Below are 26,574 nucleotides of genomic sequence, written 5' to 3'. Positions count from 1 at the left end.
GTCTAAATACCGTGGGCGGTTCCTCTTCCTCTCAGTGGACGTGGACGCCTTCGGGCATATCGGCCTTGCCACGGGGGACGACCAGCAGCCCGATCAGCGCCGCCACCGCCGCGACCGCGGCCAGCGTGGTGTAGGCGGCGGGGAACCCGGCGTCGGTGTGCTGCGCGATGCCGACCGCCGCGACGGTCGAGACGGTCGCGGCGCCGATGGTTCCGCCGACCTCGTGGAAGGTGTTGACGACCCCGGACGCGATCCCGGCCTCGTGGTGGGAGATGAAGCCGAGCGCCGTGGTGGTCGCGGAGACGAAGACGGGGATGATGCCGACGGCTCCGATGACCAGTCCGACGATGACGCCCACGGTGCCGCCGGCCAGGGACAGCACGAGGCTCCCGGAGGCCGAGACGAGCAGTCCGCCGGCCGCGACCAGACGGGCGCCGGCGTGGCCGATGAGGTGCGCCGCGAGGTGGGCGCCGATCGCGGTCGCGACGGCGACGGGCAGCAGCAGGGCCCCGGTGGACAGGGCGGACAGTCCGCGCACGTTCTGGAGGTAGAGGGAGCCGAGGAAGACGTAGCCGAGCAGCAGGCCGGTGGCGATCAGCATCAGGAACGAGCCGGCGGCGACCGGGCGCTTGGCGAGGATGCGCAGGTCCATCAGCGGGGAGGCGGTCTTCCGCTCGATCAGGGTGAAGGCGGCGTAGAGCGCCACGGCGCCGATCAGTGGCAGCAGGGTGGCGGTCGAACCCCAGCCCGCGTCACCGGCCTTGATCAGGCCGTAGATGAGCGACCCGGTCGCCGTGGTGACGAGGACCGCGCCCGGCAGGTCGATCCGGCGGTCGCCGTGGGCGGCCGAGGCGGTCGGGGCGGGGACGAGCCGGGGGGCCACGGCGAGGATGCCCAGCCCGACCGGGACGTTGATGAAGAAGGCCCAGTTCCACCCGGGGCCCGCGGTGAGCACACCGCCGAGCATCGCGCCGACCGCGAAGCCGATGCCGCCGAGGGTGGCCCAGATGCCCAGGGCCTTGTGTCGCTCGGCGCCGTGGAAGGTGCGGGTGATCGTGGCCAGGGCGGCCGGCGACAGCAGCGCCGCGCCGACGCCCTGCGCGAGCCGCCCGCCGATCAGCACGGTCGCGTTCCCGGCGAGCCCGACCACCAGGGAGGCCGCGGTGAACAGGACCAGGCCGGTCACCAGCAGGCGCCGGGCGCCGAAGGCGTCGGCCAGCCGGCCACCCAGGAGCATCAGGCCGCCGAAGCAGAGGGTGTAGGCGGTGACGGCCCAGGTCAGGGTCTCGCGGCTGAGGCCGAGGTCCTCGCCGATGCTGGGCAGCGCGACGTTGATCACGGTCACGTCCACGATCAGCATGAACTGGGACAGGCAGAGCAGGGTGAGCAGCAGCCAGCGGCGCGGGTCGAGTTCGGCCTGCGGATGGTCCTCTGACGTGGTGTGGGCAGCGTGAGCCATCGGGACAACCCCTATCTCAGACAACGGTGTATGAGTTAAGGGATACCGCAGAACGGCTAAGTTGAACAGTCCTGTATGAGTTACTGTCTCCGCTCGGAGAGTCCGTCCGAGTCCGTCCGAGTCCGCCCCTGGCGCCAGGGGGGTGCATCGGCCTGCTCCTGGGCCCGTCCGCGTGTCCGCCCCCGCGCCCGTCCGGCGGTCCCGGTGCGCAGGTGGACCCTTGACCCTATGCGTCATAGTAGTTAAGTTGGACATTGTGTTCGACTTGATGGTCAGCCGGTGGCGCCATCGACCTGACGCGACGACACATCCGTTGTCCGGTAGGGCTCTTGAGGACTCTCCGTCGCCTGGGCGCATCCCAGCCCGGGTCTGCAGAGCCGCCCCAGATCGTGGGGCCGCGTCCTTGTGAAGGAGCTTCGTGAACGTCATCGCCAGACTGGCCGTGGCCAGGAGAGGACTGATCCTCGCGCTCACCGTGTTCGTCGCCGCACTGGCGGCGTTCTACGGGGCGGGCGTCCAGCAGCACCTGGCCAACGGCGGCTTCCAGGACCCGTCGTCGGAGTCGATGCGGGTGGACGACGCCCTGGCCAGGGACTTCGGCACCGGGGCGCCGAACCTCGTCGTCATCGCCTCCGGGCGTGACGGCAAGGGTCTGGAGGACCCCGCCGTCGTGGCCGCCGCGACCGGTCTCGTCGACCGGATCCGCTCGTTCGACGGCGTCGTCTCGGCCGACTCCTACTGGACGTCCGGCCGGCCGGCGTCGCTGCGTTCGAAGGACGGGGCCGGCGGCCTGGTCCTGGTCCGGCTCGGCGGGAACGAGGGCACCTACCAGGCCGAGGCGAAACGGATCGTCCCCCGGCTCGGCGACGACCGGCTGGACCTGCGGTTCACCGGGATCGCGCAGACCTACGTCGAGGTCGAGCGGGTGTCGGCCGACGACCTCCTGCGTGCCGAACTGATCGTCGCCCCGATCACGTTGGTCCTGCTGGTGGTCGTCTTCGGCAGCCTCGCCGCCGCGCTCGTGCCGCTGCTCGTCGGGGGGATCTCGGTGGTCTTCACCACCGCCGTCCTGCAACTGCTCACCGAGCTCACCCCCGTGTCGGTCTTCGCGCTCAACGTGACCACGGCGCTGGGGCTCGGACTCGCCATCGACTACAGCCTGTTCGTGATCAGCAGGTTCCGCGACGAGCTGGCCGCCGGCGCGGACGTCGGCCAGGCCGTCCGGACCACGGTGCGGACGGCGGGCCTGACCGTCCTGTTCTCCGGTCTCACCGTGGCCCTCTCGCTCTCGGCGCTGCTGGTCTTCCCGATGTACTTCTTCCGCTCGATCGCCTACGGCGGCATCGCGGTGGTCCTGGTGGCGGCGCTCACCTCGGTGGTCGCGCTGCCCGCCCTGCTCGCCGTGCTCGGCCACCGGGTGAACCGCTTCGACGTGTTCGGGCGGTTCAGGCGGCGCACGCCGAGCGGCTTCTGGCGCCGCCTGGCGCTGGGCGTGATGCGGCGTCCGGTGCCCGTCATGACCGTGGTCGCCGGACTGCTGCTCCTGCTCGGCAGTCCGTTCCTGTCGGCCTCGTTCAGCCTCGCGGACGACCGGGTGCTGCCCGCGTCCTCGCCGGCCCGGCAGGCGGCCCAGTACCTGCGGGACCACTTCGACCTGGGGGAGACCAACCCGATCCCGGTCGTCCTGCCCGGGCTGCCCGAGGCCGAGGCCGCGCAGGCGCTCCCGCCGTACGCCGAGCGGCTGTCGGCGCTGCCAGGGGTCCAGCGGGTGGACACCCTGACCGGCTCCTACGCCGGCGGCCGGCTGGTCGCGCCGCCGACGGACGCGTCGAAGCGGTTCACCGCCCGGGCGGGCAGCCGGCTGTCGGTCGTGTCGTCCGTCGAGCCGTACTCCCGGCAGGGCCGCGCGCTCGTGGCGGCCGTGCGCACCGCGGACGGGGCGCCCGTCCCCGCCCGGGTCGGCGGGCAGGCCGCGCAACTGGTGGACACCACGCACGCCACCGGCGGCACCCTGCCGTTGGCGCTGCTCATCATCGCGGTGACGACTTTCGTGCTGCTCTTCCTGTTCACCGGAAGCGTACTCATTCCGGTGAAGGCGATCCTCTTGAACCTGCTGAGCCTGACGGCTACTTTTGGCTCAATGGTCTACGTCTTCCAGGACGGTCACCTGAAATGGCTCGTCGGTGATTTCACAACCACCGGAATGATCGACGCGACGATGCCCGTGCTGATGTTCTGCATCGCGTTCGGGCTGTCCATGGACTATGAAGTCTTCCTGCTCTCCAGAATTCGCGAGGAATACCTGCGGAGCGGGGACAGCACGCACTCCGTCGCGCTCGGCCTGGAGAAGACGGGGCGGGTGATGAGTGCGGGTGCCCTGCTGATCGGCACGGTGTTCGTCACCTTCGCCTCCTCCGGGCTCACGCTGCTCAAGCTGCTCGGTGTCGGCCTGGCCCTGGCGGTCGTCGTCGACGCGACCCTGGTGCGCGGCCTGCTCGTGCCCGCCTTCATGCGGCTGGCCGGGCGGGCGAACTGGTGGGCGCCCGGGCCGCTGCGCCGACTGCACGACCGGTTCGGCCTGAGCGAGCATTCCGGGGAGGTTCCGGAGGAATACCGCGGACGGTCGACGCCGGTTCCGGGCCGCGAGCCGGCCGAGCGCCTGGGCTGATCGGGTACGGGCGGTTCCCGATCGTGGGACCCGCCCGTACCGGTGAACCGTCAGGTGAAATTGTTTGACGTCGACCCGGGGCCCGGCTAGGGTTCCGGCCATAGAAATTCCAGACCATTCCGGGCCGCCCGGAACTCACATTTGAAGATTTCGAATAGCGTCATCACGGGGAGAATTCGAAATGGTGCGGAACCTGCTCAGAGAAATGCCCGGCGAGGGAATCGGACTGCGGATCCCGAACCGGGCGACGGCCCCCGAACTGCCGGTCGCGCCGCACCCGGCGGCGGGCCCGGCACAGGCGGCGTCCACGGCCCACCGGGGGCGGGTCGGACGGGCGGCCTGGACGACCGTCCGCCGCGAGGCGGAGCGCCGGGGGCTCGCCCCGGCCGCCGTCCTGATCACCGCCTGGGCCGACGTCCTGCGCCAGTGGGCCCCGCGGGCCGACTTCACGCTCGACCTGGTGCTGCCCGGCCGGGCGACGGAACTCCCGCTCGCCTTCGACGCACTCCCCGACGACTCCTTCGCGGCCCGCGCGCAGCGTCTCCAGCACCAGCTCGACGAGGCCCGGGCCGGCGAGCCGGTGCCGGAGCCGGGCGAGCGGGAACGATGTCGTCCGATCTGGAAGGCCACCGAGGAGGCGGGCGAGCTCGTCCTCACCTGGGACGTCCGGGAGGAGCCGCTGCCCGACGGCCTGCCGGCCGACCTGCTGTCGGCCTGCGCCGCCGCCTTCGACCGGCTGGCGGCCGAGGACGGCGCCTGGGACAGCCGGGCTCGCCTCACCACGCTGCCGGCCTGGCAGAGCGCCGAACGCGCCGCCGCCAACAGCACCGCCGCCGACCTCCCCGTCACCACCCTCGGCCGGCTGGTCGAGGACCGGGCCGCCGAGCGGCCGGACGCCGTCGCCGTCATCGCGGACGACGGACAGTCCACCTACGGCGAGGTCGTGGCCGACGCCCGGCGCCTCGCCCGCCGGCTGACCGCCCTCGACGCGACGCCCGGCAGCCTGGTCGGCGTCGTCGTCGAGAGGAGCCGGGCCCAGGTGCCCGCCGTCCTCGGCGTCACCCTCTCCGGGGCCGCCTACCTGCCGATCGACCCGCAGTGGCCGGCCGCGCGCCGGGCCCAGGTGATGGAGCAGGGCGGCGTCCGGACCGTGGTCACCACCCCCCGGCTGCGCGACGAACTCGCCTGGCCCACCGGCGTCCGGCTGGTCACCCCGGACGACGCCGAGGTCCGCGAGGCGGACGCGGGGCCGCTCCCCACCGGCCCCGCGCCGGAGGACCTGGCCTACGTCATCTTCACCTCCGGCTCCACCGGCCGGCCCAAGGGCGTGGTGATCGACCACCGGGGGGCGGCCAACACCGTCCAGGACATCAACCGGCGCTTTGGGGTCGGGCCCGACGACCGGGTGCTCGCCCTGTCCTCGCTGAGCTTCGACCTCTCCGTCTACGACGTCTTCGGCACGCTGGCCGCCGGAGCCACCGTGGTGGTGCCCGCGCCGGGTCGGGCCCACGACCCCGAGCACTGGTCCGCGCTGGTCGAGCGGCACGGCGTCACCGTCTGGAACTCCGTCCCCGCCCTGATGCGGGTCTGGCTGGACGCCCCCGTCCCCGCCGCCGCTCCGGCCCCAGCGCCGTCGACCGTGCGGGTGGTCCTGCTCAGCGGCGACTGGATACCCGTCTCGCTGCCGGACGCGGTCCGCGCCGCCCACCCCGGGGCGCAGGTCGTCAGCCTCGGCGGCGCGACCGAGGCGTCCATCTGGTCGGTCGGCTACCCCATCGGCGAGGTCCCGCCGCACTGGAGCCGCATCCCCTACGGCAAGCCGCTGGCGAACCAGACGCTCCACGTGCTCGACGGTCGGCTCGACCCGTGCCCGGTGTGGACCACCGGGGAGATCCACATCGGCGGCACCGGCGTGGCGAAGGGCTACTGGGCCGACCCGGTCAGGACCGGCGAGCGGTTCATCGTCCACCCCGTGACCGGCGAGTACCTCTACCGGACCGGCGACCTCGGCCGCTACCTGCCCGGAGGCGACATCGAGTTCCTCGGCCGGGAGGACACCCAGGTCAAGCTCAACGGGTACCGGATCGAACTCGACGAGATCGCGGCCGTCCTGCGCCGCCGGCCCGGCGTGGGCGAGGCGCTCCTCACGGTCGACACCAACCCTGCCACCGACCGCCGACAGCTCGTCGCGTACGTCCTGCCGGAGGAGCGCACCGAGCCGGCCGCCACCCCGGACGACGGGGCGGCCTGGTCCGCCGCGTCGGCCGCCGGGGAGGCCGAGCTGCGGCAGGCAGTCGGCGAACTCGCCCCCGCCATCGCGACCTTCGAGCACCTCTGGCAGCGGCTGGAGGCGCTCGCTCCGTCGGTCATGGCCCGCAGCCTCGCCCGGCTCGGCGCCTTCACCACCGGGGACGCCACCGCCACCGCCGACGAGATCACCGCCCGCAACGGACTGCGTCCGGCCTACCGCGGCCTGGTCGCCCAGTGGCTCGCCGTCCTCGCCGCCGAGGGGCTGCTGAGCGCCACCGGGGAGCCCGGTCGCTACCGCGCCGAGCGGCCCTTCGACGCGGACGCCCTGGACCGCCGGATCGCCGCCGAGCTGGCCGGGTTCACGGTCTCCGGGCCCGACCGGGTCCTGCTGGACTACTTCACCGACTGCGTCGAGCAGCAGGTCCCGATGCTCCAGGGCAGGGTCCGGCCGCTCCGACTGCTGCTCCCCGACGGCGACTGGCGGGTGACCGAGGCGCTGTACGCCGCGAACCCGGCCGCCCGGCTGCAGAACCGGATCGCCGCCTCGGCGGTGCGCTCCTTCGTGGAGCGGTTCCCCGCGGACCGGAAGGTCCGGATCCTCGAACTGGGCGCGGGTACCGGCTCCACGAGCGACGCGATCCTTCCCGTGCTGCCCGCCGACCGCGTCCGGTACCGCTTCACCGACCTCTCCACGGCCTTCACCACCTCGGCCCGCCGGCGCTACGAGGACGGCTACCCCTTCGTCGACTACGGCCTGTTCGACATCGACGGCGAGCCGGCCGCCCAGGGACTGGCGCCCGGCAGCGCCGACGTCATCGTGGCGGCCAACGTCCTGCACGACGCGAAGGACCTGGGACGGACCCTGGACACCGTCCGGGGCCTGCTCGCCCCCGGCGGACTGCTGGTCCTGATCGAGGGCACCGTCAACTCGCCGCTGAACATGATCAGTTTCGCCTTCCTGGAAGGCTTCGGGAACTACCAGGACCAGCGCGGGGCCACCCTGCTCTCGGTGCCCGAGTGGCAGGAGCAGCTGGCGGCCGTCGGCTTCACCCGGTTCGCCGCCGTCCCCGACGGCGGGCCGGCCGTACGCGCGCTGGCCCAGCACGTGCTGGTCGCGGGCTCGCCCTCCGGCCGGGAGGCCCTGGACCCGGCCGCCCTGGCCAAGGTGCTGGGCGACCTGCTGCCCGAGTACATGGTTCCGCACCACTACGTGGTCCTCGACCGGCTGCCGCTGAGCGCGAACGGCAAGGTCGACCGGTCGGCCCTGCCCTCGCCCTGGCGCGAGCGCGCCCCGGAGGACCGGGCGGCGCCGCGCACGGCGCTGCAGCGGCTGCTGCTGGAGATGTGGACCGACGCGCTGGGCCGCGACGACTTCGGCGTCGAGGACAACTTCTTCGACCTGGGCGGCGACTCGCTGCACGCGGTGCGCGTCATCGGCCGGCTGCGGACCGAGCTCGGCATCCGGCAGAGCGGTGACGAGGCCGTCGACCTGCTGTTCCAGGCCCCGACGATCGCGGAACTCGCCGCCGTGCTGGACGCCCGCCCGGAGGCGGCCCGGTGACCCGTCACGACCCCTTCCCGCTGACCCCGCTCCAGGAGGCCTACCTGGTCGGCGCCTCCAGGCTGGTCGAACTCGGCGGCTTCCTGCCGAGCTACTACGTCGAACTGGACCTGGTCAACGCGGACCTGGCCCGGGCCGAGGACGCGCTGAACCGGCTGCTGCGCCGGCACGACCACCTGCGGACCGTGGTCGAGGACGCCGGCGCCCAGCGGGTGCTGACGGACGACCGGATCCGGCCCGTCCGGCTCGCCGTGACGGACCTGACCGGCCTCGACGAGGCCGCGCGGCAGGCTGAGCTGCTCCGGACCAGGGAGCGGATGTGCCGCGAGGGCGTGGACCCCACCCGCTGGCCGCTGTTCGCGATCGCCGTGAACCGCCTGCGGCCGCACCGGGTCCGGGTGCACCTCGCGATGAGCCTGCTGCTGCTGGACGGCCGGGGGATCCGCCAGGTCATGGACGAGTGGCGGGCGTACTACCACGATCCCGCCGCCGAGCCGCCCGCCCCGGCGCGGACCTACCGGGACTGCCGGCTGGAGCTGCTCGCGCACGAGGACAGCCCGGAGTACCGGCAGCAGTGGCAGTACTGGGAGGAGCGCCTCGACCGGCTGCCGGACGCCCCCCGGCTGCCGCTCTCCGTCCAGCCGGCGGCCATCGGGACGGTGCGCTTCACCCGCCGCACCCACCGGCTGACCCGGGAGCAGTGGCAGCGGCTGTCCGCCGCCTTCCGGCAGCACCGGGTGCTGCCGACCACCGCGCTCTGCCACGTGTTCGCCGAGGTGCTCGGCGCGTGGGCGGCCGCCCCGCACTTCAGCCTGAACCTGCTGCACCAGAACTGGGCGACCTCCCGGCCCCACATGGCGGGCGTGCTGGGCCAGTTCGGCGCCACCCTCCCGCTGGAGGTGGACCTGGGGCAGTCCGGTGACTTCTGGGAGCGGGCCCGGCGGCTCCAGCGCCAGGTCTGGCAGGACCTGCAGAACGCCGACGTGGCCGGGGTGCGGATCACCCGCGAGCTGGCCGCCCGCCGCGGCTGGACGTCCCGCGCCGCGCTGCCGTACGTCTTCACCAGCATGCTGAAGGCCGGTACGGCGGACGGACCGCCGCCGGCCGGCGGGGGCCGGGACCGGCTGGCCTGCCGCGAGGTGGCCAGCGATCTGCGCACCCCCCAGGTGCTGGTGGACAACCAGCTCCACGACGGGGCCGACGGCGGGGTGGACTGCGTCTGGGACGTCGTCGACGAGGCCTTCCCGCCCGGCCTGCCCGACCTCATGTTCGAGGCGTACGGGCGGATGCTGGACGAGCTGGCCGGGCCCGCCGGGGCGGCGGCCGCGCCGGACCCGGTGTCCGCCGGGCACCACGCCCGGGTCGCCGCGCTGAACGGGCCCGTCGCGGCCCCGCCGGACGAGCGCCTGGAGGACGGCTTCCTGCGGCAGGCGGCCCTGCGCCCGGCCGCCCCCGCCGTCCTGACCGCCCACCGGACGGTCACGTACGGCGAACTGGAGGCCCGCTCCCGGGCGGTGGCCTGCTGGCTGGGCGCCCAGGGCGTCGGCCGCGGCGACCTCGTCCCGGTGGTCATGACGAAGGGCTGGGAGCAGGTCGTCGCAGTCCTGGGCGTGCTGCGGGCCGGCGCGGCGTACTGCCCCGTCGACGCCGACCTGCCCGACGAACGGATCGCCCACCTGCTGGCGGCCTGCTCCGCACGGGTCGCGCTCGTGCGGTCCCGCGACGAGCAGCGCCTCGGCGCGCTCGGCGAGCGCCCGCTGCTCCCGGTGGACGGCCTCGAACCGACGGCGGGCCGGACCTGCGCCCGGGTCGGAGACCCGGGCGACCTGGCGTACGTCATCCACACCTCGGGCTCGACCGGCCTGCCCAAGGGCGTCATGATCGAGCACCGGGCGGCGGTCAACACCGTCCAGGACATCAACCAGCGCCTCGGACTCACCCCCGAGGACCGGGTCTTCGGCATCTCCTCGCTGAGCTTCGACCTCTCCGTCTGGGACGTCTTCGGCGCGCTCGCCGCGGGCGCGGCCCTGGTGCTCCCGGAGGCGAGCCGCCGCCCCGACCCGCTCGGCTGGGCGCGGGCCGCCGTCCGGCACGGCGCGACGGTGTGGAACTCGGTGCCCGCGCTGGCCCAGATGCTGGCCGAGGTCGTCGAGCAGCGGCCGGAGGCCGGCCGGCCTCCGGTGCGCGCCTTCCTGATGAGCGGTGACTGGATCCCCACCGAGCTGCCCGACCGGCTTCGGTCGGGCTTCCCGGACACCCGGGTGATCGCGATGGGCGGCGCCACGGAGGCCTCGATCTGGTCGAACATCCACGAGGCCGACCGGGTCGACCCCGCCTGGCGGAGCATCCCGTACGGGGTCCCGCTGCGCAACCAGACCATGCGGGTGCTCGACCACCGGCTGGACCTCCGTCCGCCGTGGGCGGTCGGCCGGATCCTCATCGGCGGCGTCGGGCTCAGCCGGGGCTACTGGCGCGACGAGCGGCGCACCGCCGAGCGGTTCGTCCGGCACCCCGGGAGCGGCGAACGCCTGTACCTGACGGGCGACCTCGGCTGCTACCGACCGGACGGCACCATCGAGTTCCTCGGCCGGGAGGACCGTCAGCTCAAGATCCAGGGCTTCCGGGTCGAACCGGGGGAGGTGGAGAGCGCGATCCGGGAACACCCCGCGGTGCGGGAGTGCGCGGTCAGCGGCGAGGCCACGCCGGGCGGGCAGCGGCGCCTGGTGGCGCTCGTCGTCCCGCACGAGGGCGAGGCGCTCGACGGCCGGACGGTCCTCGCCCACCTGCGGACGCGGCTCCCGCACTACCTGGTCCCCGGTCGGGTCCACGTCCTGGAGCGGCTGCCGCTGACGCCCAACGGCAAGGTGGACGTCGCCGGGGCGCTGGCCGCGCTCGCCGCCCAGGCCCCGCCCGACGGGCGGACCGGGGCCGCGGCGGAGGGCACCGGGGGCGAGCTGGTGGACCGGCTCCGCGCGCTCTGGGCCGAACTGCTCGAACTGCCCTCGGTCGCGCCGGAGGACGACTTCTTCGCGCTGGGCGGCAACTCGCTGCTCGCGCTGCGGCTGATCAACCGGATCCGCGCCGAGCTGGGGGTCGAGCTGCAGTTCGGCCAGGTCTTCGAGGCCGCGACGGTACGGGCGCTGGCCGCGCGCGTCGCGGAGCACGAGCGCCCGGCCGGCTGCCGGGTCGTGCTGGCCGGCGGCGCGGCCGGGCCCGGTGCCGCGGGCGCGGCCGGGACCGCGGGCCGGGAACTGTTCCTGTTCCACCCGGTGGGCGGCTCGGTGAGCGGCTACACCGCGCTGGCCCGGTCCTGGCCCGGCCCGGTCCACGCCTTCCAGAGCCGGGCGCTGGCCCGGGGCACCACCGCCGTCCTCGATCCCGACGTGGAGACGATGGCGGCGGCCTACCGCGAGGAGCTCCAGCAGGTGTCGGTCGGGGGACCGTACCTGCTGGGCGGCTGGTCGATGGGCGGGGTGCTCGCCCACGAGGTCGGCCGACAGCTAGCCGAACAGGGCCACGAGGTCCGGGTCTTCATGATCGACAGCGATCTCACCGAGGCCCGGGAGACCGCCACCGAGGCGGCCCGGCACCTGGAGTTCCTCGGCGACCTCGCCGGCGGACGCCTGCCCGAGGCGGCGCGCACCGCCGTCCTGGCGACACCGCCCGCCGCGCTGACGCGGACCGCGGCCCAGGTGTCGGTCGCCCACGGGTGGCTGCCCGCCGGGACGGACGTGCACCAGTACGAGCTGCTGATGCGCGTCCACGCGCACAACCTGGCCGCCCTGGGCCGCTACCGGGCGGACAAGTCCGACGTGCCCGCGCTCCTCCTCGTGGCCGGTGCGGTCGACCGCACCGACCCGGTCCCGGCCTGGCAGGACGTCTGCCCCCGGCTCGACGTGGAGCGCTGGGACGAGGACCACTACTCGATCGTCGCCGGCGACCGCCCCGCGGCGATCGCCGACCGCCTCACGGCCTGGCTCGGGGAACCGCGCACCCAGCGGTAGCCGGCCCCTCCTCTCGACCGGATGGTCCCGGTCGAGCCGAACCACCACGACACACGGGGAACTTCACCATGCGGTTTTTGGCAACCGAACGGGCGACGCTTCAGCGGTTCATGCCCGGTCTCGACGACGATCTCGCCCGGATCCCGCTCGCGGATCTGGAGCGGCCCGGCAACCCGGCGCTGGCCCTGTTCAAGGCCGCCGGCGGCACGGGCCTGCTGATCCCGACGGAGCAGGGCGGCGACGGCGCCACCCCGCTGGAGGCGGTCCGCGTCCAGCGGGCGATCGGCGCCCGGTCGCCCTCGCTCGGGATCGCCACGACCATGCACCACTTCTCCGTCGCCAGCCTGGCCGAGGCCGGCCTCGGCGACGGCTGGGAGTGGATGCTGCTGGAGGGCATCGCGACCGGCCGGCTGCTGGTCGCCTCCGGCTTCGCCGAGGGCCGCAGCGGGGCGGCCATCCTCTCCCCGACGCTGCGCGCGGTGCCGCACGGGGACGGCCTGCGGGTGACCGGCTCCAAGAAGCCGTGCTCGCTGTCGCGCTCGATGGACCTGCTCACCGCCTCGGTGGCGGTCACCGGCGAGGACGGCCGCGACCGGATGGCCGTCGTGGTCGTCCCGGTGGACAGCCCCGGGCTGGAGGTCCGGCCGTTCTGGAACAACTTCGTGCTGGCCGGCGCCGAGAGTGACGAGGTGGTCCTCAAGGACGTCGAGGTGCCCGGCCGGCTCGTCGTCATGACCGGGAACACCGCGGACCAGCAGCCCGACGAGCTCCAGACCAGCGGGTTCATCTGGTTCGAACTCCTGGTCACCGCCACCTACCTGGGCGCGGCGAGCGCCCTGGTGGAGGGCGTGCTGGAGGCCGGGAGGGCGGACGCCGTCGAGCGCGCGGCGCTGGCGGTCGAGGCCGAGGCCGCCATGGCCATGCTGGAGGGCGTCGCCCGGGCCGTGGAGGCCGGGGAGCGCGGCCCGGACGTGCTCGCCCGGGTCCTGTGCGTGCGCTACGCCGTGCAGGACGCCATCGGCCGGATCAACCGCAAGGCGGTGGAACTGCTCGGCGGCATGTCCTACATCGGGTCGGGCGACGCGGCGTACCTGACCGCGGCCTGCGCCGGCCTGATGTTCCACCCGCCGTCCCGCACCCACATGTCCGGGCAGCTGTGCGACCACTTCGCCGGCCGACCGCTGCGCGTCGGCTGAGGGCCCGATGACTGCCACTGTGACCGCCACCGTGACCGCCACCGCGAAGTCCGGTCCCGTCGTCCTGCTCACCGGAGCGAGCGGCGTCGTCGGCCAGGCCGTACTGGAACGGCTGACCGACCGCACCGTCGTCTGCCTCACCCACCGCAAGCCGGTCTCCGGCCCCCGGGTGGTGGGCCTCCGCGGCGACCTGACCCGTCCGTACCTCGGTCTCGACCCGGCGGTGTACGAGGACCTCGCCGACCGCGTCGACGCGGTGGTGCACTGCGCCGCCGTCACCGGGTTCAGCGTCGACGCGGGCCCGACCAACGACCTGAACGTGCGCGGCAGCGCGGCCGTCCTGGCGTTCGCCCGACGGGCGGGGGCGACGCTACAGCACGTCAGCACCGCCTTCGTGGCCCGTCACGACCTCGCCCGGGACGGGGGCGGCGGCGCCCGGCCCGAGGTCTACCTGGACAGCAAGCGCCTCGCCGAACGGGCCGTCCTGGACTCCGGCGCGGCCGCGAACGTGATCCGGCCCTCGGTCGTGATCGGCGACGCCGTCACCGGACGGATCTCGCGGTTCCAGGGGCTGCACGCGATCGCCGGCGCCCTGCTGCGGGGCGCGCTCCCGATGCTCCCGCTCCAGCCGGACGCCCGGATCGACTTCGTCCCGCAGGACCTGGTCGCCGATGTGATCGTCGGGCTGGTCCGGGCGGGGACGACCGGCGGGGAGTACTGGGTGACCGGCGGCGAGGCCGCCCCGACGGCCGAGCGGATCGTCGAACTGGGCCTGGACCTGGGCCGGCGGTTCGGCCTGGAGCCGGACGCGCCGCGCTTCGTCTCCCCCGACATGGTGGAGCGGCTGATCCGTCCGGTCTTCATCGCGTCGCTGCCGAAGGCGCAGCAGCGCCGGCTCGACGACATGCTGGCCATGACCGCCCTGTTCCGGAGCGCAGAGCCGTTCCGCAGCAGCTACCACCTGGTGCCCGGGACGCCCCGGCTCACCAGCGGGGACCTGGAGGACGCCTTCACCGCGTCCATGCTCCACTACGCCCGGGTGAAGGGCCTCGTCCACCCCCGCGAGGTGGCCGCGTGAGCGCGCGCACCGGGCGGGCGGACCGGCTCGTCCCCGAGCTGTACCGCCGCCACCTGAGCAAGGGCCGGGCCAGCCTCGCCGAACTGACCGGCGGCGACCAGGAGGTCTCCTCGCACGCCGCGCACGTCCGCGGCGCCGACGGGCGGCGCTTCCTGGACTGCGGCGGGTACGGCGTCTTCCTCCTCGGGCACACCCACCCCGCCGTCGTCGAGGCCGTGGTCGCCCAGGCCCGGACGCACCCCCTGTCGACCCGGCTGCTGCTGGAGCCCACCGCGGCCCTGGCCGCCGCCGCCCTGGCCGCCGTCACACCCGACGGCCTCGACCGGGTCCACTTCGTGAACTCCGGTGCCGAGGCCGTCGAAGCGGCCGTCAAACTGGCCCGGACGCACGGGAAACGGCGGCTCGTCTCGGCCACCGGGGGCTTCCACGGCAAGACCATGGGAGCGCTCTCGCTCACCGCCAGAGAGCTCTACCAGGAGCCGTTCCGCCCCCTGCTGCCGGACGTCTCGCACGTGCCGTACGGGGACGCGGCCGCGCTGGCCGGCGTGGTCGGCGCCGACACCTGCGTGGTCCTCGAACCCGTCCAGGGCGAAGGGGGCGTGATCGTCCCGCCGGAGGGCTACCTCGCCGAGGTCCAGCGGCTCTGCCGGTCCGTCGGCGCGTTCCTGGTGCTGGACGAGATCCAGACCGGGCTCGGCCGGCTGGGCACCTGGTGGGGCGCCGACCGCGAGCGGATCAGCCCCGACGTGCTGCTGGTCGGCAAGGGTCTGAGCGGCGGGGTGGTGCCCGTCGCGGCCATGGTGGCCACCGACGCCGCCTACGAGCCGTTCAGCCGCGACCCGTTCCTGCACACCTCGACCTTCGCGGCCTCGCCGATCGCGATGGCCGCCGCCCGCGCCGCCGTCGAGACCATCGCGGCCGAGGGACTGGTCGGGCGCGCCGCCGCGCTCGGCCGCACCCTGCTCGACGGCCTGACCCGGATCGTCGCCGAACGCTGCCCCGGCCTGGTCGCCGGGATCCGCGGGGCCGGACTGCTCATCGGCATCGAGTTCAAGGACGAGCACACCGCGGGCGCCTTCGTCATGGAACTCCACGACCGCGGCGTCCTGGTCAACCACAGCCTCAACGCCCACCGGGTGATCCGGTTCACCCCGCCCGCCGTCCTCACCCCGAGCGACGTCGACTGGCTGCTCACCGCCTTCGACGACGCGGCCACCACCCTGGAAGGAACGCTGTGACGCGACAGGTCACCCTTGAGGCATTCGTCCCCGACGCCGACGCCGACACGGTCTTCGCCCGGCTGGCCGACTTCGAGCGCTACCCCGAGTTCACCGACGCCGTCCGGCAGGTACGGGTCACCGAGCGCGAGGACGGCGTCATCGACTCGGAGTGGGCGGTCAACTTCCGTAACGGCGTCATGCGGTGGTCCGAGAACGAGGTCATCGACCCCGCCACCCGATCCATCACCTTCGCCCAGACCACCGGGGACTTCGCGTCCTTCGACGGCACCTGGCGGGTCGAGCAGGCCGACGGCCGGGTGGTCATCCGGTTCGACGCCGAGTTCGACCTGGGCATGGCCAGCCTGGCCGCGATCCTCGACCCGATCGCCGAGCGCACCCTGGTCGAGAACCTCCAGCGCATCCTGGCCGGACTGAACGGCCCGGCGACCACCTTCGGCGGCCCGGCGTGACCGGCCCGCGCGGCCTGCCGAGCCCGCGCGACCTGTCGCGGGAGGACGTCCGGCACACGGTGGCCGACCTGCTCGGCGTGGCCGCCGACACGATCCCCGAGGCGGACAACCTGATCCGCCACGGGATGGACTCCATCCGCATGATGCGGCTGGCGGGCGGCTGGCGCCGCGCCGGGGCGGACGTCAGCTTCCAGAAGCTGGCCGAGAACCCCACCGTCGAGGGCTGGCACGCGCTGCTGACGGAGCGTCCGGCCGCCGCGGCCGGGGCCACGGCGGCCCGGCCGGCCCGCCGGGTGGTGGACGCCCGGGCCGCGTTCGACCTCACCCCGGTCCAGCGGGCCTACTGGATCGGACGCGGTGACGAGATGACCCTCGGCGGGGTCGGCTGCCACGCCTACCTGGAGTTCGACGGTGCCGCCGTGCACCCGGACCGTCTGGAGGCGGCCGTGCGCCGGGTCGCCGCCCGGCACGGGATGCTGCGCACCCGGTTCCTCGACGACGGACGGCAGCAGGTCCTCGACCACAGCCCCTGGGCCGGCCTCACCGTGCACGACCTCCGCGCGGCCGAGGGGGCGGAGCTCGACCAGGGCCTGGCGGCGGTCCGGGCCGGGCTGTCCCACCGCCGCCTCGACGTCGCCGCCGGCGAGGTGTTCGACGTACGGCTCTCGCTGCTGCCCGCCGGCCGGACCAGGCTCCACGCCAACATCGACCTGCTGGTCGCGGACGTCGCCAGCATCGAGGTGCTGCTCACCGACCTCGCCCGGGCCTACCGCGCCCCGGACCGGCCGGCCCCCGCCCCCGACTACGGCTTCGCGCAGTACCTGGAGGACCACCGGGCCTGGTGCGGAGACCCCGCCACCCCCGGCAGCCCGGCCGCCGACGCCCGGGCGTACTGGGCCGACCTGATACCCGAACTACCCACCAGCGGACCGAAGTTGCCGCTCGCGAAGCAGCCCGAGGAGCTCACCGGGACCTGCTTCTCCCGGCGCGCCTTCGTGCTCGGCGCCCAGGAGTGGGAGCGCATCACCGACCGGGCCCGGGCACGCGGCCTCACCCCGGCCATGGTGCTCGCCACCGCCTACGCGGAGGTCCTGGGCGCCTGGAGCGCGGAGCGGAACTTCCTGCTCAACGTGCCGCTCTTCGACCGCCAGCCGCTGCACCCGGCGGTCGGCGAGCTGGTGGCCGACTTCACCAACCTCGTCCTGCTGAACGTGGACCTGCGCCGGCAGGTCCCCTTCGCCGAACGGGTCCGGGAGCTCCAGCGGCAGGTCCAGCGGAACGCCTCGCACGCCCAGTACTCCACCCTGAACGTCCTGCGGGACCTCCGCCGGGCCAACGGCGGCCGACGGGTCGGCGCCCCCGTCGTCTTCGCCTGCAACCTGGGCTCCGACTTCGTCGGCCCGGAGTTCCGCGCCGAGCTGGGCGAGCTGACCTGGATGCTCTCCCAGACGCCCCAGGTCTGGCTCGACCACCAGGTGTACCGGACGGACGACTCGGTGCTGCTCGCCTGGGACGCCGTCGACGAGCTCTTTCCCCCGGGCCTGCTGGACGCCATGCTGGGGGCCTACCGGGACCTGCTGAACCGGCTCGGCGCCGCCGACGACCGGTGGGACCGGCCCGCCGGGGCCACCGCCGAGGGCGCTGCCGAGGCCACCGCCGGGGCCACCGCCGAGGTGACGGCGGGGGCCGCCCGGTGACCGCCGCCGTCGCGACCGGGTCCCGCTGGACGAAGCGGTTCCACCCCGCCGAGGACGCCCCGGTCCGGCTGGTCTGCCTCCCGCACGCCGGCGGTGCGGCCGGCTTCTGGTTCCCGCTCTCCGAAGCGCTCGCCCCGGCGGTGGAGACGCTCGCCGTGCAGTACCCGGGCCGTCAGGACCGCAGGGCCGAGCCGGGGCTCGACGACATCGAGGACCTCACCGACGGGATCGTCCGGGCCCTGGTGCCGCTGCTCGACGAGCGCCCCCTGGCGCTGTTCGGCCACAGCATGGGCGCCGTCCTGGCCTACGAGGCGGCCAGGCGGCTGGAGCACGAGGTCGGCGCACCGCCCGTCGCGCTGATCGTCTCCGGCCGCCGGGCCCCCTGCCGGATCCGCGAGGAGACCGTGCACCTGAAGAGCGACCAGGAGCTGGTGGCCGAACTGAGGGAACTGGGCGGCACCGGCCCCGAACTGCTGGACGATCCGGACGTGATGCGGCTGCTGCTGCCCGGCATCCGCCGCGACTACCGGGCGATCGAGACCTACCGGCACCGGCCGGGCCGGGAGCCCAGCTGCCCGGTCACGGTCCTGACCGGCGCCGACGACCCCAGGACGACCGTCACCGAAGCCGGCGACTGGAAGCGCCACACCACCGGCCGCTGCACCCTGGAGGTCTTTCCCGGCGGGCACTTCTTCCTCGGCGAGCACACCGCCGGGATCGCCCGGCTGGTCACCGCCCGGCTGCTCCCGTCCCCCCGGTAGCCCACTACCTCCCCGCCACTGCGTGCCCCCGTGGGCACCGGCTTCCCGCCACTGCGTGCCCGCACGGGCACCGGCTTCCCGCCACTGCGTGCCCGCACGGGCACCGGAAACGAGGCACCGCATGAACCCGTACCAGCACACCACGCTCACCGGCCGGTTCGACCCGCTGGTCGCCGCCACCGCCCTGGCCCGCGCGGAGCTCTTCGACCGCCACGTCGTCTACGAGCGCGACCAGGAGTGGTGTTACGCCGGCGGCGCGCTCGGCGAACTCGTCCTCGACGCCGACGAACTCAGAGTCCGCTGGGGCGGCGAGGAGACGGTCGAACCGCTGGGGACCCGCCCGCTCGCCCAGGTGGCGTCAGCCCTCGGGCGGCTGCCGATCACCGACTGGAACGTCTACGGATGGGCGGCCTTCGAGCTCAGCTTCCTGGCCCGCCGCCGGGCCGAGGCACCGTCCGGCACCCCGCTGCTCCACCTGATCGTGCCCCGGACCGAGGTCCGGCTGAGGGCCGACCGGGCCCTGGTCCGGGCGGCCGAACCGGGCTCCGCCGAGCTGGTCCGCGCGGTCCTGGAGGCCCCGCGGCCCGGGGAGGACGCCGTGCCGACCCCGGTCCCGGTCGACGCGTACGGGGCGGAGATGTACCAGAAGGCCGTCGCCGTCGCGGTGGACGACATCCGGCGCGGCGAGCTGCGGAAGGTGATCCTCTCCCGGCCGGTGCCGATCGCCGGGCCCGTCGACATCCCGGCGACCTACCTGCACGGCCGCCGCCGCAACACCCCCGCCCGCTCCTTCCTGCTCGACCTGGGCGGCTGGCGGGCGATGGGCTTCAGCCCCGAGACGGTGGTCGAGGTCGACGCCGCCGGCACCGTCTCCACCCAGCCCCTGGCCGGGACCAGGGCGTACGGCCTCGGCGCGGAGCAGGACGCCCGGCTGCGGGAGCAACTGCTCACCGACGCCAAGGAGATCTACGAGCACGCCATCTCGGTGAAGCTGGGCCACGAGGAGCTGCTCACGGTCTGCGACCCCGACACGGTGGCGGTCAGCGACTTCATGAGCGTCAAGCCGCGCGGCAGCGTCCAGCACCTCGGCTCACGGGTGGTCGGACGGCTGGCCCCGGAGAAGACCGCCTGGGACGCGCTGGAGGCGCTCTTCCCCGCGATCACCGCGTCCGGTGTGCCCAAGGAGGCCGCCTACGACCGGATCGTCCGGCTGGAGCCCGGCCCGCGCGGGCTGTACTCCGGAGCCGTCCTCACCGCCTCCAGCGACGGTTCGATGGACGCGGCGCTGGTCCTGCGCGCGCTCTACGAGCAGGACGGCCGGGCCTGGCTGCGCGCCGGCGCCGGCATCGTCGCGGACTCCGTCCCGGCCCGGGAACTGGAGGAGACCCGCGAGAAGCTCTCCAGCGTGGCCCCCCACGTGATCGCCGCCGCCCCGGCGGACCGCCCGTAGGCACGACCCGCGACGACCCGACAGACCAGCGACGAGAGGGAGCCGAACAGATGCTTGCGGGATTCGTGCCCTGGCCCGAGGAACTGAGGCGGAAGTACCGGGAGGAGGGCTACTGGCAGGACGTCACCATCGGCGGCCTGCTCACCGGCTGGGCGCAGGCCTACGGGGACAGCGTGGCCGTCACCGCCGGCGAGCGGCGGGTGACGTACCGGGAACTGGACGCCTGGGCGCACCGGCTGACCGGCGGGCTGCACCGCCTCGGCATCGGCCCGGGGGACAAGGTCGTCCTCCAACTGCCCAACGTGGTCGAGTTCCTGCCGATGTTCTTCGCCCTTTGCCGGATCGGCGCGCTGCCGGTGCTGGCGCTGCCCGCCCACCGCGAGCACGAGATCGCCGCGCTGAGCGCGCTGACCGGGGCGAGTGCCTACGTCGTCGCCGACCAGGACCTCGGCTTCGACTACCGGGAGCTGGCGCGCCGGGTCAGGCGGGCGGTGCCGGGCCTCCGGCACGTCGTCGTGGCGGGCGACGCGGCCGAGTTCGTCCCCCTGGCGGACCTGGAGGTACGGGACGACGCGCTCCCGGAGCCGGTGCCGGAGCCGCCGCACGCCGAGGACGTGGCGTTCTTCCTGCTCTCCGGCGGCACCACCGGGCAGCCGAAGCTCATCCCCCGGACGCACACCGACTACGCCTACAACCTCCGCGCCAGCGCCGAACTCTGCGGGCTGGACCGCGACACCGTCTACCTGGCCGCCCTGCCGGTCGCGCACAACTTCGCGCTCGGCTGCCCGGGCGTGCTCGGCACCCTGCACGCCGGCGGCCGGGTGGTGCTCACCACCGACCCGAGCCCGGACCAGGCCTTCGCGCTCATCGCGCGGGAGGGCGTGACCATGACGGCGCTGGTGCCGCCGCTGGCCCTGCTCTGGATGCAGGCCGTGGACTGGCTGGACGACGACCTGTCCACGCTCCGCCTGCTCCAGGCCGGCGGCGCCAAGCTCCCGGCCGAGGCCGCCCGCCGGGTGCGGGGGAGCCTGGGCTGCCGGCTCCAGCAGGTCTTCGGGATGGGCGAGGGACTGCTCAACTACACCCGGCTCGACGACCCGGACGAGCTCGTCGCCACCACCCAGGGCCTACCGCTGTCCCCGGCCGACGAGCTCAGGGTGGTGGACGAGGACGGCCTCGACGTGCCGCCGGGAGCGGTCGGACAGCTGCTGACCCGCGGCCCGTACACCCTGCGCGGCTACTACCGGGCCGGGGACCACAACGCCACCGCCTTCACCCCGGACGGCTTCTACCGCACCGGCGACCTGGTACGGCTGCTCCCGACCGGCCACGTCGTCGCCCTGGGCCGCACCAAGGAGGTCATCAACAAGGGCGGCGAGAAGGTGGCGGCCGAGGAGCTGGAGAACGAACTGCTGGCCCACCCGGCCGTGCGCCAGGCCGCCGTCGTCCCGATGCCGGACCCGGACTTCGGCGAGCGGATCTGCGTGTTCGCCGTCACCCGGGACAGCGGGCTGAGCCACGCCGAGGCGGTCGACTTCCTCGTCTCCCGGGGCCTCGCCACCTACAAGCTGCCCGACCGCCTGGAGTGCGTCGACGCGCTGCCGCTCACCACGGTGGGGAAGGTCGACAAACGGGCGCTGACCGAGCGGATCGCGGCCCTGGTGGGCGGCCCGGCGCGGCCGTCGGAAGGGGACGCCCCGTGTCCGACGCCGTAGCGGCAGGCACGGGACGACGGATCGGCACGGTGGGCGCGCTCCGGCGCTACCCGGTCAAGTCGATGCTCGGGGAGGACCTGTCCGCAGCCGACGTCACCGAACGCGGCGTCGACGGGGACCGGCGGTTCGCCCTGCTCGACCCGCGGACCGGCAAGGTCGCCAGCGCGAAGAACCCCCGCCTGTGGCGGCGGCTGCTCACGCTCTCGGCGGCGACGACGGAGGACGGCGTCCGCATCACCGGCCCGGACGGCGCGGAACTCGACCCGGACGCGCTGGTGGAGTTCGTCGGACGCCCCGTCACCCTGACCGCCGAGCCGCCGCCGGGCGCCTCGCTCGACCGCGCCGACCCCGAGGAGGTCCTGCACGCGGGACCGGCCGCCGATGTCGCGGTCCACGCCGTCGGGCTGCCCGCCGGCACGTTCTTCGACCACTCCCCGCTCCACCTGCTCACCACCGCCACCCTCGACCGGATCGGCGAACTGAGCCCGCGCGGGACCGTCGAGGTCCAGCGCTACCGGCCGAACGTGGTGATCCGCACCGAGGGCGGCAGCGGCTTCGTCGAGAACGGCTGGATCGGCCGGGACCTGACGGTCGGCCCGCGGCTGCGCCTGCGGATCACCGTCCCCACCCCGCGCTGCGCCGTGCCGACCCTCGCCCACGGCGTACTGCCCCGGGACCCGGAGGCCCTGCGGGTCCCCGCGCGGCACAACCGGGTCGAGCCGCTGGCGGGCATGGGCCCGCACCCCTGCGCGGGCGTGCACGCCCGGGTGCTCGTCCCCGGCCGGATCGCGCGCGGGGACGCCGTGCTGCTGCACTGAGCGCGGCCGGGCGGACCGGCCCCGGGGTCAGGCCGGTCCGCAGGTCATACCGGTCCGCAGGTCACACCGGCCCGCAGGTCACGAAGTAGGGGAGCAGGGCGGCGCCGACGCCGAGCAGCAGGATGGCGCACCGGGCCGCCGGGTGGAGCGGCGCGGCGGGCCGCAGCAGCCGCCGGACGCGGGCCAGCACGGCCGCGCCGCCGGCCGCGAACGCCGACTGCGGCGCGCCGCCCGTCGCGACCTCGCACATCGCGCCCGCCAGCGTCCGGGCGGAGGTGCTGCGCACGGCGTGGTCGTCGCAGACCATCTCCAGCAGGACGGCGGTGCGTTCGCGCGAGGCCCGGGCCAGCGGCACGATCCGGTACGCACGGCCGAACGCCTCGGTGGCCGCCGCGACCAGGTGGTGGCGGCCGGCCAGGTGCGCGCGCTCGTGGGCCAGCAGCGCCCGCAGCTGGTCGGCGGTCAGGGACCGTACGGCCGCACTGGTCAGGACGACGCGGGCGGACCGGCCGGGCAGGCAGTAGGCGGCCGGGACGGCGTGGTCGAGGACCACGGCGCCCAGCTCGGGTGCGGGCCGGCCGACCAGGTCCAGCAGGTCGGCGTGGCGCCGCCGGCGCCGGTGGGCCGAGACGCCGAGCACGGCGAACCAGGCGGCCGGCCAGAGCAGGGTCAGGCCGATCGGGGCCAGCAGCGCCAGGCCCTCCGCGCCGCCGGCGGGGGCGCCGTCGGCGACCGGGCCCGGGTCGTTCACCCAGCGCTCGGCCGCGCCGAGGACGCCGTGCAGGTGCCGGCCGGTGGGGGTGAGGTGGTACCAGGTCAGCGCGACGGAGACGACGAACGACACCATCAGCGCCTGCCAGAGCAGCAGCGCCGTCCTGGGGGAGCGCAGCGGCCACTGCGCCCGGGCGAGCAGGAACGGCACGAGGCAGCCGATCAGCACCGAGTACCCGGCCAGCACGAGGGGCCCGATCACTCCTGGTCGTCGCCGGTGAGCGAGCGCAGCGCGCGCCGGAGGGCGTCCTGCTCGTCCGGGGTGATCTGGCCGACGAAGTGGGCCAGGGCGCCGGAGCGGTCGGTGGTGGCGGCGAGGGCGTCCTGCATCAGGGCCGCGGTGTACGACTCCCGGGTGCGGGTCGGCTCGTAGAGCCAGGCCCGGCCGTCCTTCTCCCGGCGCACCATGCCCTTGCCGTGCAGGACGTCGGCCACGGTCATCACGGTGGTGTACGCGAGCGGGCGGGCCCGGTTCAGGTCGTCGACGAGTTCGCGGACGGTCGCCGGGCGGCCCCAGCTCCAAAGGCGATCCATGATCTCCGCCTCCAGTTCCCCCAGCCGTCGCACGCTCACTGCCTTCCTCTCCTCGGCCCGCACTCTCCGGCGCTCATCGTAGACGGTGTGGTTCGCCCCTTGAAGGGGGCGCGATTCCCGCCCTGACGCACCGTTGCCGTCTGTCGCCGCCGCCGGCTACTCGGCCGCGGCGCCGGCCGCGCCGCGCAGGCGGCGCCAGGTGCGGCCGACGGAGGCGAGGCCGGGGCGGCCGTCGGCGGGGGTGGCGGACTGCCAGGTGCGGGCGGCCTCGGCGAGGGTCTCCGCGGACTCGGCCGGGGTCGTCGGGCCGTGAGGGGTGCCGGTTCGGGCGGCGCGGGCGGCGTGCAGGAGGTCCTCCGGCCCGAGCGCGTCGAGCCTCGCCCGGGCGTGGGCGAGCAGGGCGGCGCAGGCGTCGGTGATCGCGGTCTCGCCGAGCGGGCGGGCCGGCAGGCCGAGGCCTTCGGCCAACCGCCCTTCCAGGGCGGTGCGCAGGTCCTGGACGGAGAGGTCGCGGACGGTCAGCGACAGGTGGGCGGACAGGCCCCCGGCGCCGACCGCCCGGTGGGCGAAGCCGCGCGGGACGTAGAGCACGCCGCCGGGTTCGAGGACGCCGTGCAGGCGCAGCGGGGAGCGCTCGTCCTCGGGGAGTTCGCCGAGCCGCCAGTCCGCCGTCGTCGGCGCGTCGTGGACGTACCAGGTCTTGCGTCCGGCGGCCTGGAGGACGAACACGTCGGCGTCGTCGCGGTGCACGGCGAGGCCCTGGGCGCCGGCCGGGGTGACGAAGAAGAAGGCCTCCACCCGCCGGTCGAGTTCCTCGGACAGCCGCGCCACCAGCTCGCCGGTCGGCCGGTGCCACTGGTCGACGCAGCGCAGCAGCAGCGTCGCCCCGCGGCGCAGCTGGGCGAGCACCTTCGCGCGGTCGGCGAAGCCGTGGTGCGCCGTGCCGTTGACGGTGCGCGAGGTGGTGAAGGCCTCGGGCGGGATGGTCACCTTGTCGGAGCGGACCATCTCCAGGTAGGGCGTGCGCAGCAGCCCGCCGTCGAAGGCGGCGTCGAGTTCGTCGAGGTCGAACGGCGAGGCGGGCGAGGCGGGTGCGGCGGACGCGGCGGACGCGGTGGGCGCCTCCGGGGCCTTCCGGGGGAAGAGCGCGGGCTCGCGCTGCCACTGGCGGCCGGTGAAGCCGTCGACGTCGCCGACCCAGTCGGCCAGTGTGGGCGATTCCATGGTGTGTCCCGTGGTGTGTCAGGGGTCTTCCGGGGCGGCGGGGGTGTGACGGAGGCGGCGCCGGGGCGTCAGGCCCGGACCCGAGCCTCGAACCGTACGGCGAGCAGGGAGCGCAGCGGCACCTGCGCGTCCTGCCGCGGGCTGTGGACGACCAGCCGGTTGTCCAGCGCCGCGGTCAGCAGCTGCTCGGCCAGCGGCACGATCAGGTGCTTGGCCCAGCAGCGGGCGCCGTCGAAGCCGAAGGGCATGAACCCGGGCGTCTTCTCCGGGTCCGCGACGCCGTCCCAGCGCTCGGGGCGGAAGTCCAGCGGGTCGGACCAGTAGTCGGGGTGGCGGTGCATCAGCAGCGGGAAGAGCGCGACGTCGTCCTCGGGCCGGATCTCGGGGTGGAGTTCGGTGTACGCCGCGCCGCCGTTGCGGTACAGCATCCAGGCGGGCGGGAGCAGGCGCAGCGTCTCCCAGAGGATGTCGGTGAGCTCGGCGCGGCACTCCGGCCGGTCCCGTTCCGGTCCCATGAGCCACAGGGCGTTGCCGGTCAGGGCGGCCACGCCGTCGCAGAGGGTGGCCGTCGCCCGCCGGTACATCGCGATGGCCTGCTTGCGCTCCAGCGGCTCGTCGGCGCCGCGGATCAGCCCGGCCAGGGCGGTGCCCCCGTCCTGGCCGGCGGGGCCGGGCCAGGCGGTGACGGCGCGGTCGACGAGCCGGGAGAGGGTGTCGGAGCGGGTGACGCCGCGCTTCGACAGCAGGGAGACCGGCAGCGGGTCGTCGGAGAACAGCCAGCGGCGCAGGTAGGAGGTGCCCGCGTAGGGCCAGGAGCCGGCCATGCCGCGTGCCGGGGGCGGTGGCTTCCGGATGCCCGCCATGGCGTCCCGCCCCAGGGCGCGGATGGTGCGCGTCGCGCTGTCGTGGGGGATGTCGGAGCCGGCGGCGGGCTTGTAGACGGAGCGCTCGGTGGAGAGGACGGGGCGGGCCGCGACGATTTCGGCCATCAGTCGGGAGTCCGAGACGCCGACCTTCGCCGGGTCGATCCGGAACACCTTCTCGTCCCTGGCCAGCAGCTCCTGAATCCTCGGGGCGAACACGAGGGAATGGCTGTGCGCGGTTGCCGTCGCCATTTCTTCCACGGGAATCCGGCCTCCAATGCGAAATGGCAGGTCAGTGTGTTCGACACGGCGCGCGGAGGAATCCCGGACGCGCTGTGGCGCGCGGAGGAACCCCGGACGCGCCGTGGCGCCGGCGGGGGGCGCGGCCGACCCGGGCCCCCCACCGACGGCTGGGCACGTTAGATAACGTGCAGCACCCACGCGTGGTTCGCGAGGTCGTCGTTCTTCTTGAACTTCTTGACGAGCGCCTTGACCATCTTCATGACTAACTCTCCATTCCGGGGATTGGCGGGTCCGGCGAGAATGCCGCACCCGAGCCGTCAGAAATGTTCGGCATTCCGTTGCCGGAGGCCGAACCGGTTGATCTGTTCATGGACACTAACTGAAACTTCGCCGTCCGGACACCCCCTCGGCAGAGGAATATGCGATCTCTTACGGGGTGTTGACGGCCTATTCGATGGCCGAATCGTTATAACCCCTGGATATCCCCGGCGGGGGGGTTCGGAACGGGAAAGCGAAAGGGCCCCGCGAAGTCGCGGGGCCCTGCTGCCTGCGGCAGTCGGTCGGTCGTGGGGCGTCGGTGTCAGTTGTAGGC

The 26,574-nt window shown here is 74.3% G+C and carries 17 protein-coding genes; 12 read left to right on the top strand and 5 right to left on the bottom strand.

Translation table 11 applies throughout. The features are described from left to right. Positions 1-31: 31 nt before the first annotated feature. Positions 32-1,459: an MFS transporter gene (locus ACFU6K_RS03985; RefSeq protein WP_380660745.1), complete on the bottom strand. Its 1,428-nt coding sequence runs from the start codon at positions 1,457-1,459 to the stop codon at positions 32-34. A 418-nt stretch (positions 1,460-1,877) separates the two neighbouring features. Here ACFU6K_RS03985 and ACFU6K_RS03980 point away from each other — a divergent pair, with 418 nt between their 5' ends. The 12 genes from ACFU6K_RS03980 (at position 1,878) to ACFU6K_RS03925 (ending at position 22,347) form a co-directional block, all read left to right on the top strand. Then, positions 1,878-4,127, top strand: a complete 2,250-nt coding sequence (locus ACFU6K_RS03980; protein ID WP_380660744.1) for an MMPL family transporter — start codon at positions 1,878-1,880, stop codon at positions 4,125-4,127. Between the two features lie 205 nt (positions 4,128-4,332). Further along, entirely contained in the window at positions 4,333-7,938 is a 3,606-nt protein-coding gene (locus ACFU6K_RS03975; RefSeq protein WP_380660743.1) for an amino acid adenylation domain-containing protein, read from the top strand. Next, on the top strand, positions 7,935-11,942 hold the full coding sequence (locus ACFU6K_RS03970; RefSeq protein ID WP_380660742.1) for an amino acid adenylation domain-containing protein: 4,008 nt from the start codon (positions 7,935-7,937) through the stop codon (positions 11,940-11,942). Before ACFU6K_RS03975 ends, ACFU6K_RS03970 begins: the two co-directional genes overlap by 4 nt. Positions 11,943-12,010: 68 nt before the next feature. Further along, positions 12,011-13,138, top strand: a complete 1,128-nt coding sequence (locus ACFU6K_RS03965; RefSeq protein ID WP_380660741.1) for an acyl-CoA dehydrogenase — start codon at positions 12,011-12,013, stop codon at positions 13,136-13,138. 7 nt (positions 13,139-13,145) lie between these two features. Then, complete coding sequence (locus ACFU6K_RS03960) at positions 13,146-14,216, top strand: SDR family oxidoreductase (protein ID WP_380660739.1); 1,071 nt, start codon at positions 13,146-13,148, stop codon at positions 14,214-14,216. After that, positions 14,213-15,454: an aspartate aminotransferase family protein gene (locus ACFU6K_RS03955; RefSeq protein WP_380660738.1), complete on the top strand. Its 1,242-nt coding sequence runs from the start codon at positions 14,213-14,215 to the stop codon at positions 15,452-15,454. Before ACFU6K_RS03960 ends, ACFU6K_RS03955 begins: the two co-directional genes overlap by 4 nt. Beyond that, on the top strand, positions 15,451-15,906 hold the full coding sequence (locus ACFU6K_RS03950; protein ID WP_380660737.1) for a type II toxin-antitoxin system RatA family toxin: 456 nt from the start codon (positions 15,451-15,453) through the stop codon (positions 15,904-15,906). Before ACFU6K_RS03955 ends, ACFU6K_RS03950 begins: the two co-directional genes overlap by 4 nt. Further along, positions 15,903-17,603, top strand: coding sequence for a condensation domain-containing protein (locus ACFU6K_RS03945; protein WP_380660735.1), 1,701 nt, complete (start codon positions 15,903-15,905; stop codon positions 17,601-17,603). Before ACFU6K_RS03950 ends, ACFU6K_RS03945 begins: the two co-directional genes overlap by 4 nt. Then, entirely contained in the window at positions 17,600-18,364 is a 765-nt protein-coding gene (locus ACFU6K_RS03940; protein ID WP_380660734.1) for a thioesterase II family protein, read from the top strand. Before ACFU6K_RS03945 ends, ACFU6K_RS03940 begins: the two co-directional genes overlap by 4 nt. Before the next feature lie 121 nt (positions 18,365-18,485). Next, positions 18,486-19,814, top strand: a complete 1,329-nt coding sequence (locus ACFU6K_RS03935) for a salicylate synthase (RefSeq protein ID WP_380660733.1) — start codon at positions 18,486-18,488, stop codon at positions 19,812-19,814. A gap of 50 nt (positions 19,815-19,864) precedes the next feature. Next, positions 19,865-21,529 (top strand): (2,3-dihydroxybenzoyl)adenylate synthase, encoded by a 1,665-nt coding sequence (locus ACFU6K_RS03930; RefSeq protein ID WP_380660732.1) that lies wholly within the window; start codon positions 19,865-19,867, stop codon positions 21,527-21,529. Then, positions 21,514-22,347: an MOSC domain-containing protein gene (locus ACFU6K_RS03925; RefSeq protein WP_380660731.1), complete on the top strand. Its 834-nt coding sequence runs from the start codon at positions 21,514-21,516 to the stop codon at positions 22,345-22,347. The genes ACFU6K_RS03930 and ACFU6K_RS03925 overlap by 16 nt, the downstream gene beginning before the upstream one ends. A gap of 61 nt (positions 22,348-22,408) precedes the next feature. On the opposite strand, the gene ACFU6K_RS03920 is transcribed toward ACFU6K_RS03925, so the two are convergent. The 4 genes from ACFU6K_RS03920 to ACFU6K_RS03905 form a co-directional block, all read right to left on the bottom strand. Then, positions 22,409-23,320, bottom strand: a complete 912-nt coding sequence (locus ACFU6K_RS03920; RefSeq protein WP_380660730.1) for a M56 family metallopeptidase — start codon at positions 23,318-23,320, stop codon at positions 22,409-22,411. Further along, entirely contained in the window at positions 23,317-23,685 is a 369-nt protein-coding gene (locus ACFU6K_RS03915) for a BlaI/MecI/CopY family transcriptional regulator (RefSeq protein ID WP_380660746.1), read from the bottom strand. Before ACFU6K_RS03915 ends, ACFU6K_RS03920 begins: the two co-directional genes overlap by 4 nt. A 123-nt stretch (positions 23,686-23,808) precedes the next feature. After that, positions 23,809-24,876 carry a JmjC domain-containing protein gene (locus ACFU6K_RS03910; protein WP_380660729.1) on the bottom strand — a complete coding sequence of 356 codons (1,068 nt, stop codon included), beginning with the start codon at positions 24,874-24,876 and terminating at the stop codon, positions 23,809-23,811. A 68-nt stretch (positions 24,877-24,944) separates the two neighbouring features. Further along, complete coding sequence (locus ACFU6K_RS03905) at positions 24,945-25,991, bottom strand: cytochrome P450 (RefSeq protein ID WP_380660727.1); 1,047 nt, start codon at positions 25,989-25,991, stop codon at positions 24,945-24,947. Positions 25,992-26,574: the final 583 nt, after the last annotated feature.

Origin of the sequence: Kitasatospora sp. NPDC057512, assembly GCF_042802135.1 — a bacterium.
Taxonomy (GTDB): domain Bacteria; phylum Actinomycetota; class Actinomycetes; order Streptomycetales; family Streptomycetaceae; genus Kitasatospora.
Note: the sequence above shows the minus strand (reverse complement) of the source record. Positions and strands in the feature narration are given on the sequence as shown.

Excerpts from the sequence above, each read along its gene's own strand:
- ACFU6K_RS03985 (WP_380660745.1), bottom strand. The coding sequence starts at position 1,459 with ATGGCTCACGCTGCCCACACCACGTCAGAGGACCATCCGCAGGCCGAA.
- ACFU6K_RS03975 (WP_380660743.1), top strand. The coding sequence starts at position 4,333 with ATGCCCGGCGAGGGAATCGGACTGCGGATCCCGAACCGGGCGACGGCC.
- ACFU6K_RS03965 (WP_380660741.1), top strand. The coding sequence starts at position 12,011 with ATGCGGTTTTTGGCAACCGAACGGGCGACGCTTCAGCGGTTCATGCCC.
- ACFU6K_RS03960 (WP_380660739.1), top strand. The coding sequence starts at position 13,146 with ATGACTGCCACTGTGACCGCCACCGTGACCGCCACCGCGAAGTCCGGT.
- ACFU6K_RS03935 (WP_380660733.1), top strand. The coding sequence starts at position 18,486 with ATGAACCCGTACCAGCACACCACGCTCACCGGCCGGTTCGACCCGCTG.
- ACFU6K_RS03930 (WP_380660732.1), top strand. The coding sequence starts at position 19,865 with ATGCTTGCGGGATTCGTGCCCTGGCCCGAGGAACTGAGGCGGAAGTAC.
- ACFU6K_RS03910 (WP_380660729.1), bottom strand. The coding sequence starts at position 24,876 with ATGGAATCGCCCACACTGGCCGACTGGGTCGGCGACGTCGACGGCTTC.
- ACFU6K_RS03905 (WP_380660727.1), bottom strand. The coding sequence starts at position 25,991 with ATGGCGACGGCAACCGCGCACAGCCATTCCCTCGTGTTCGCCCCGAGG.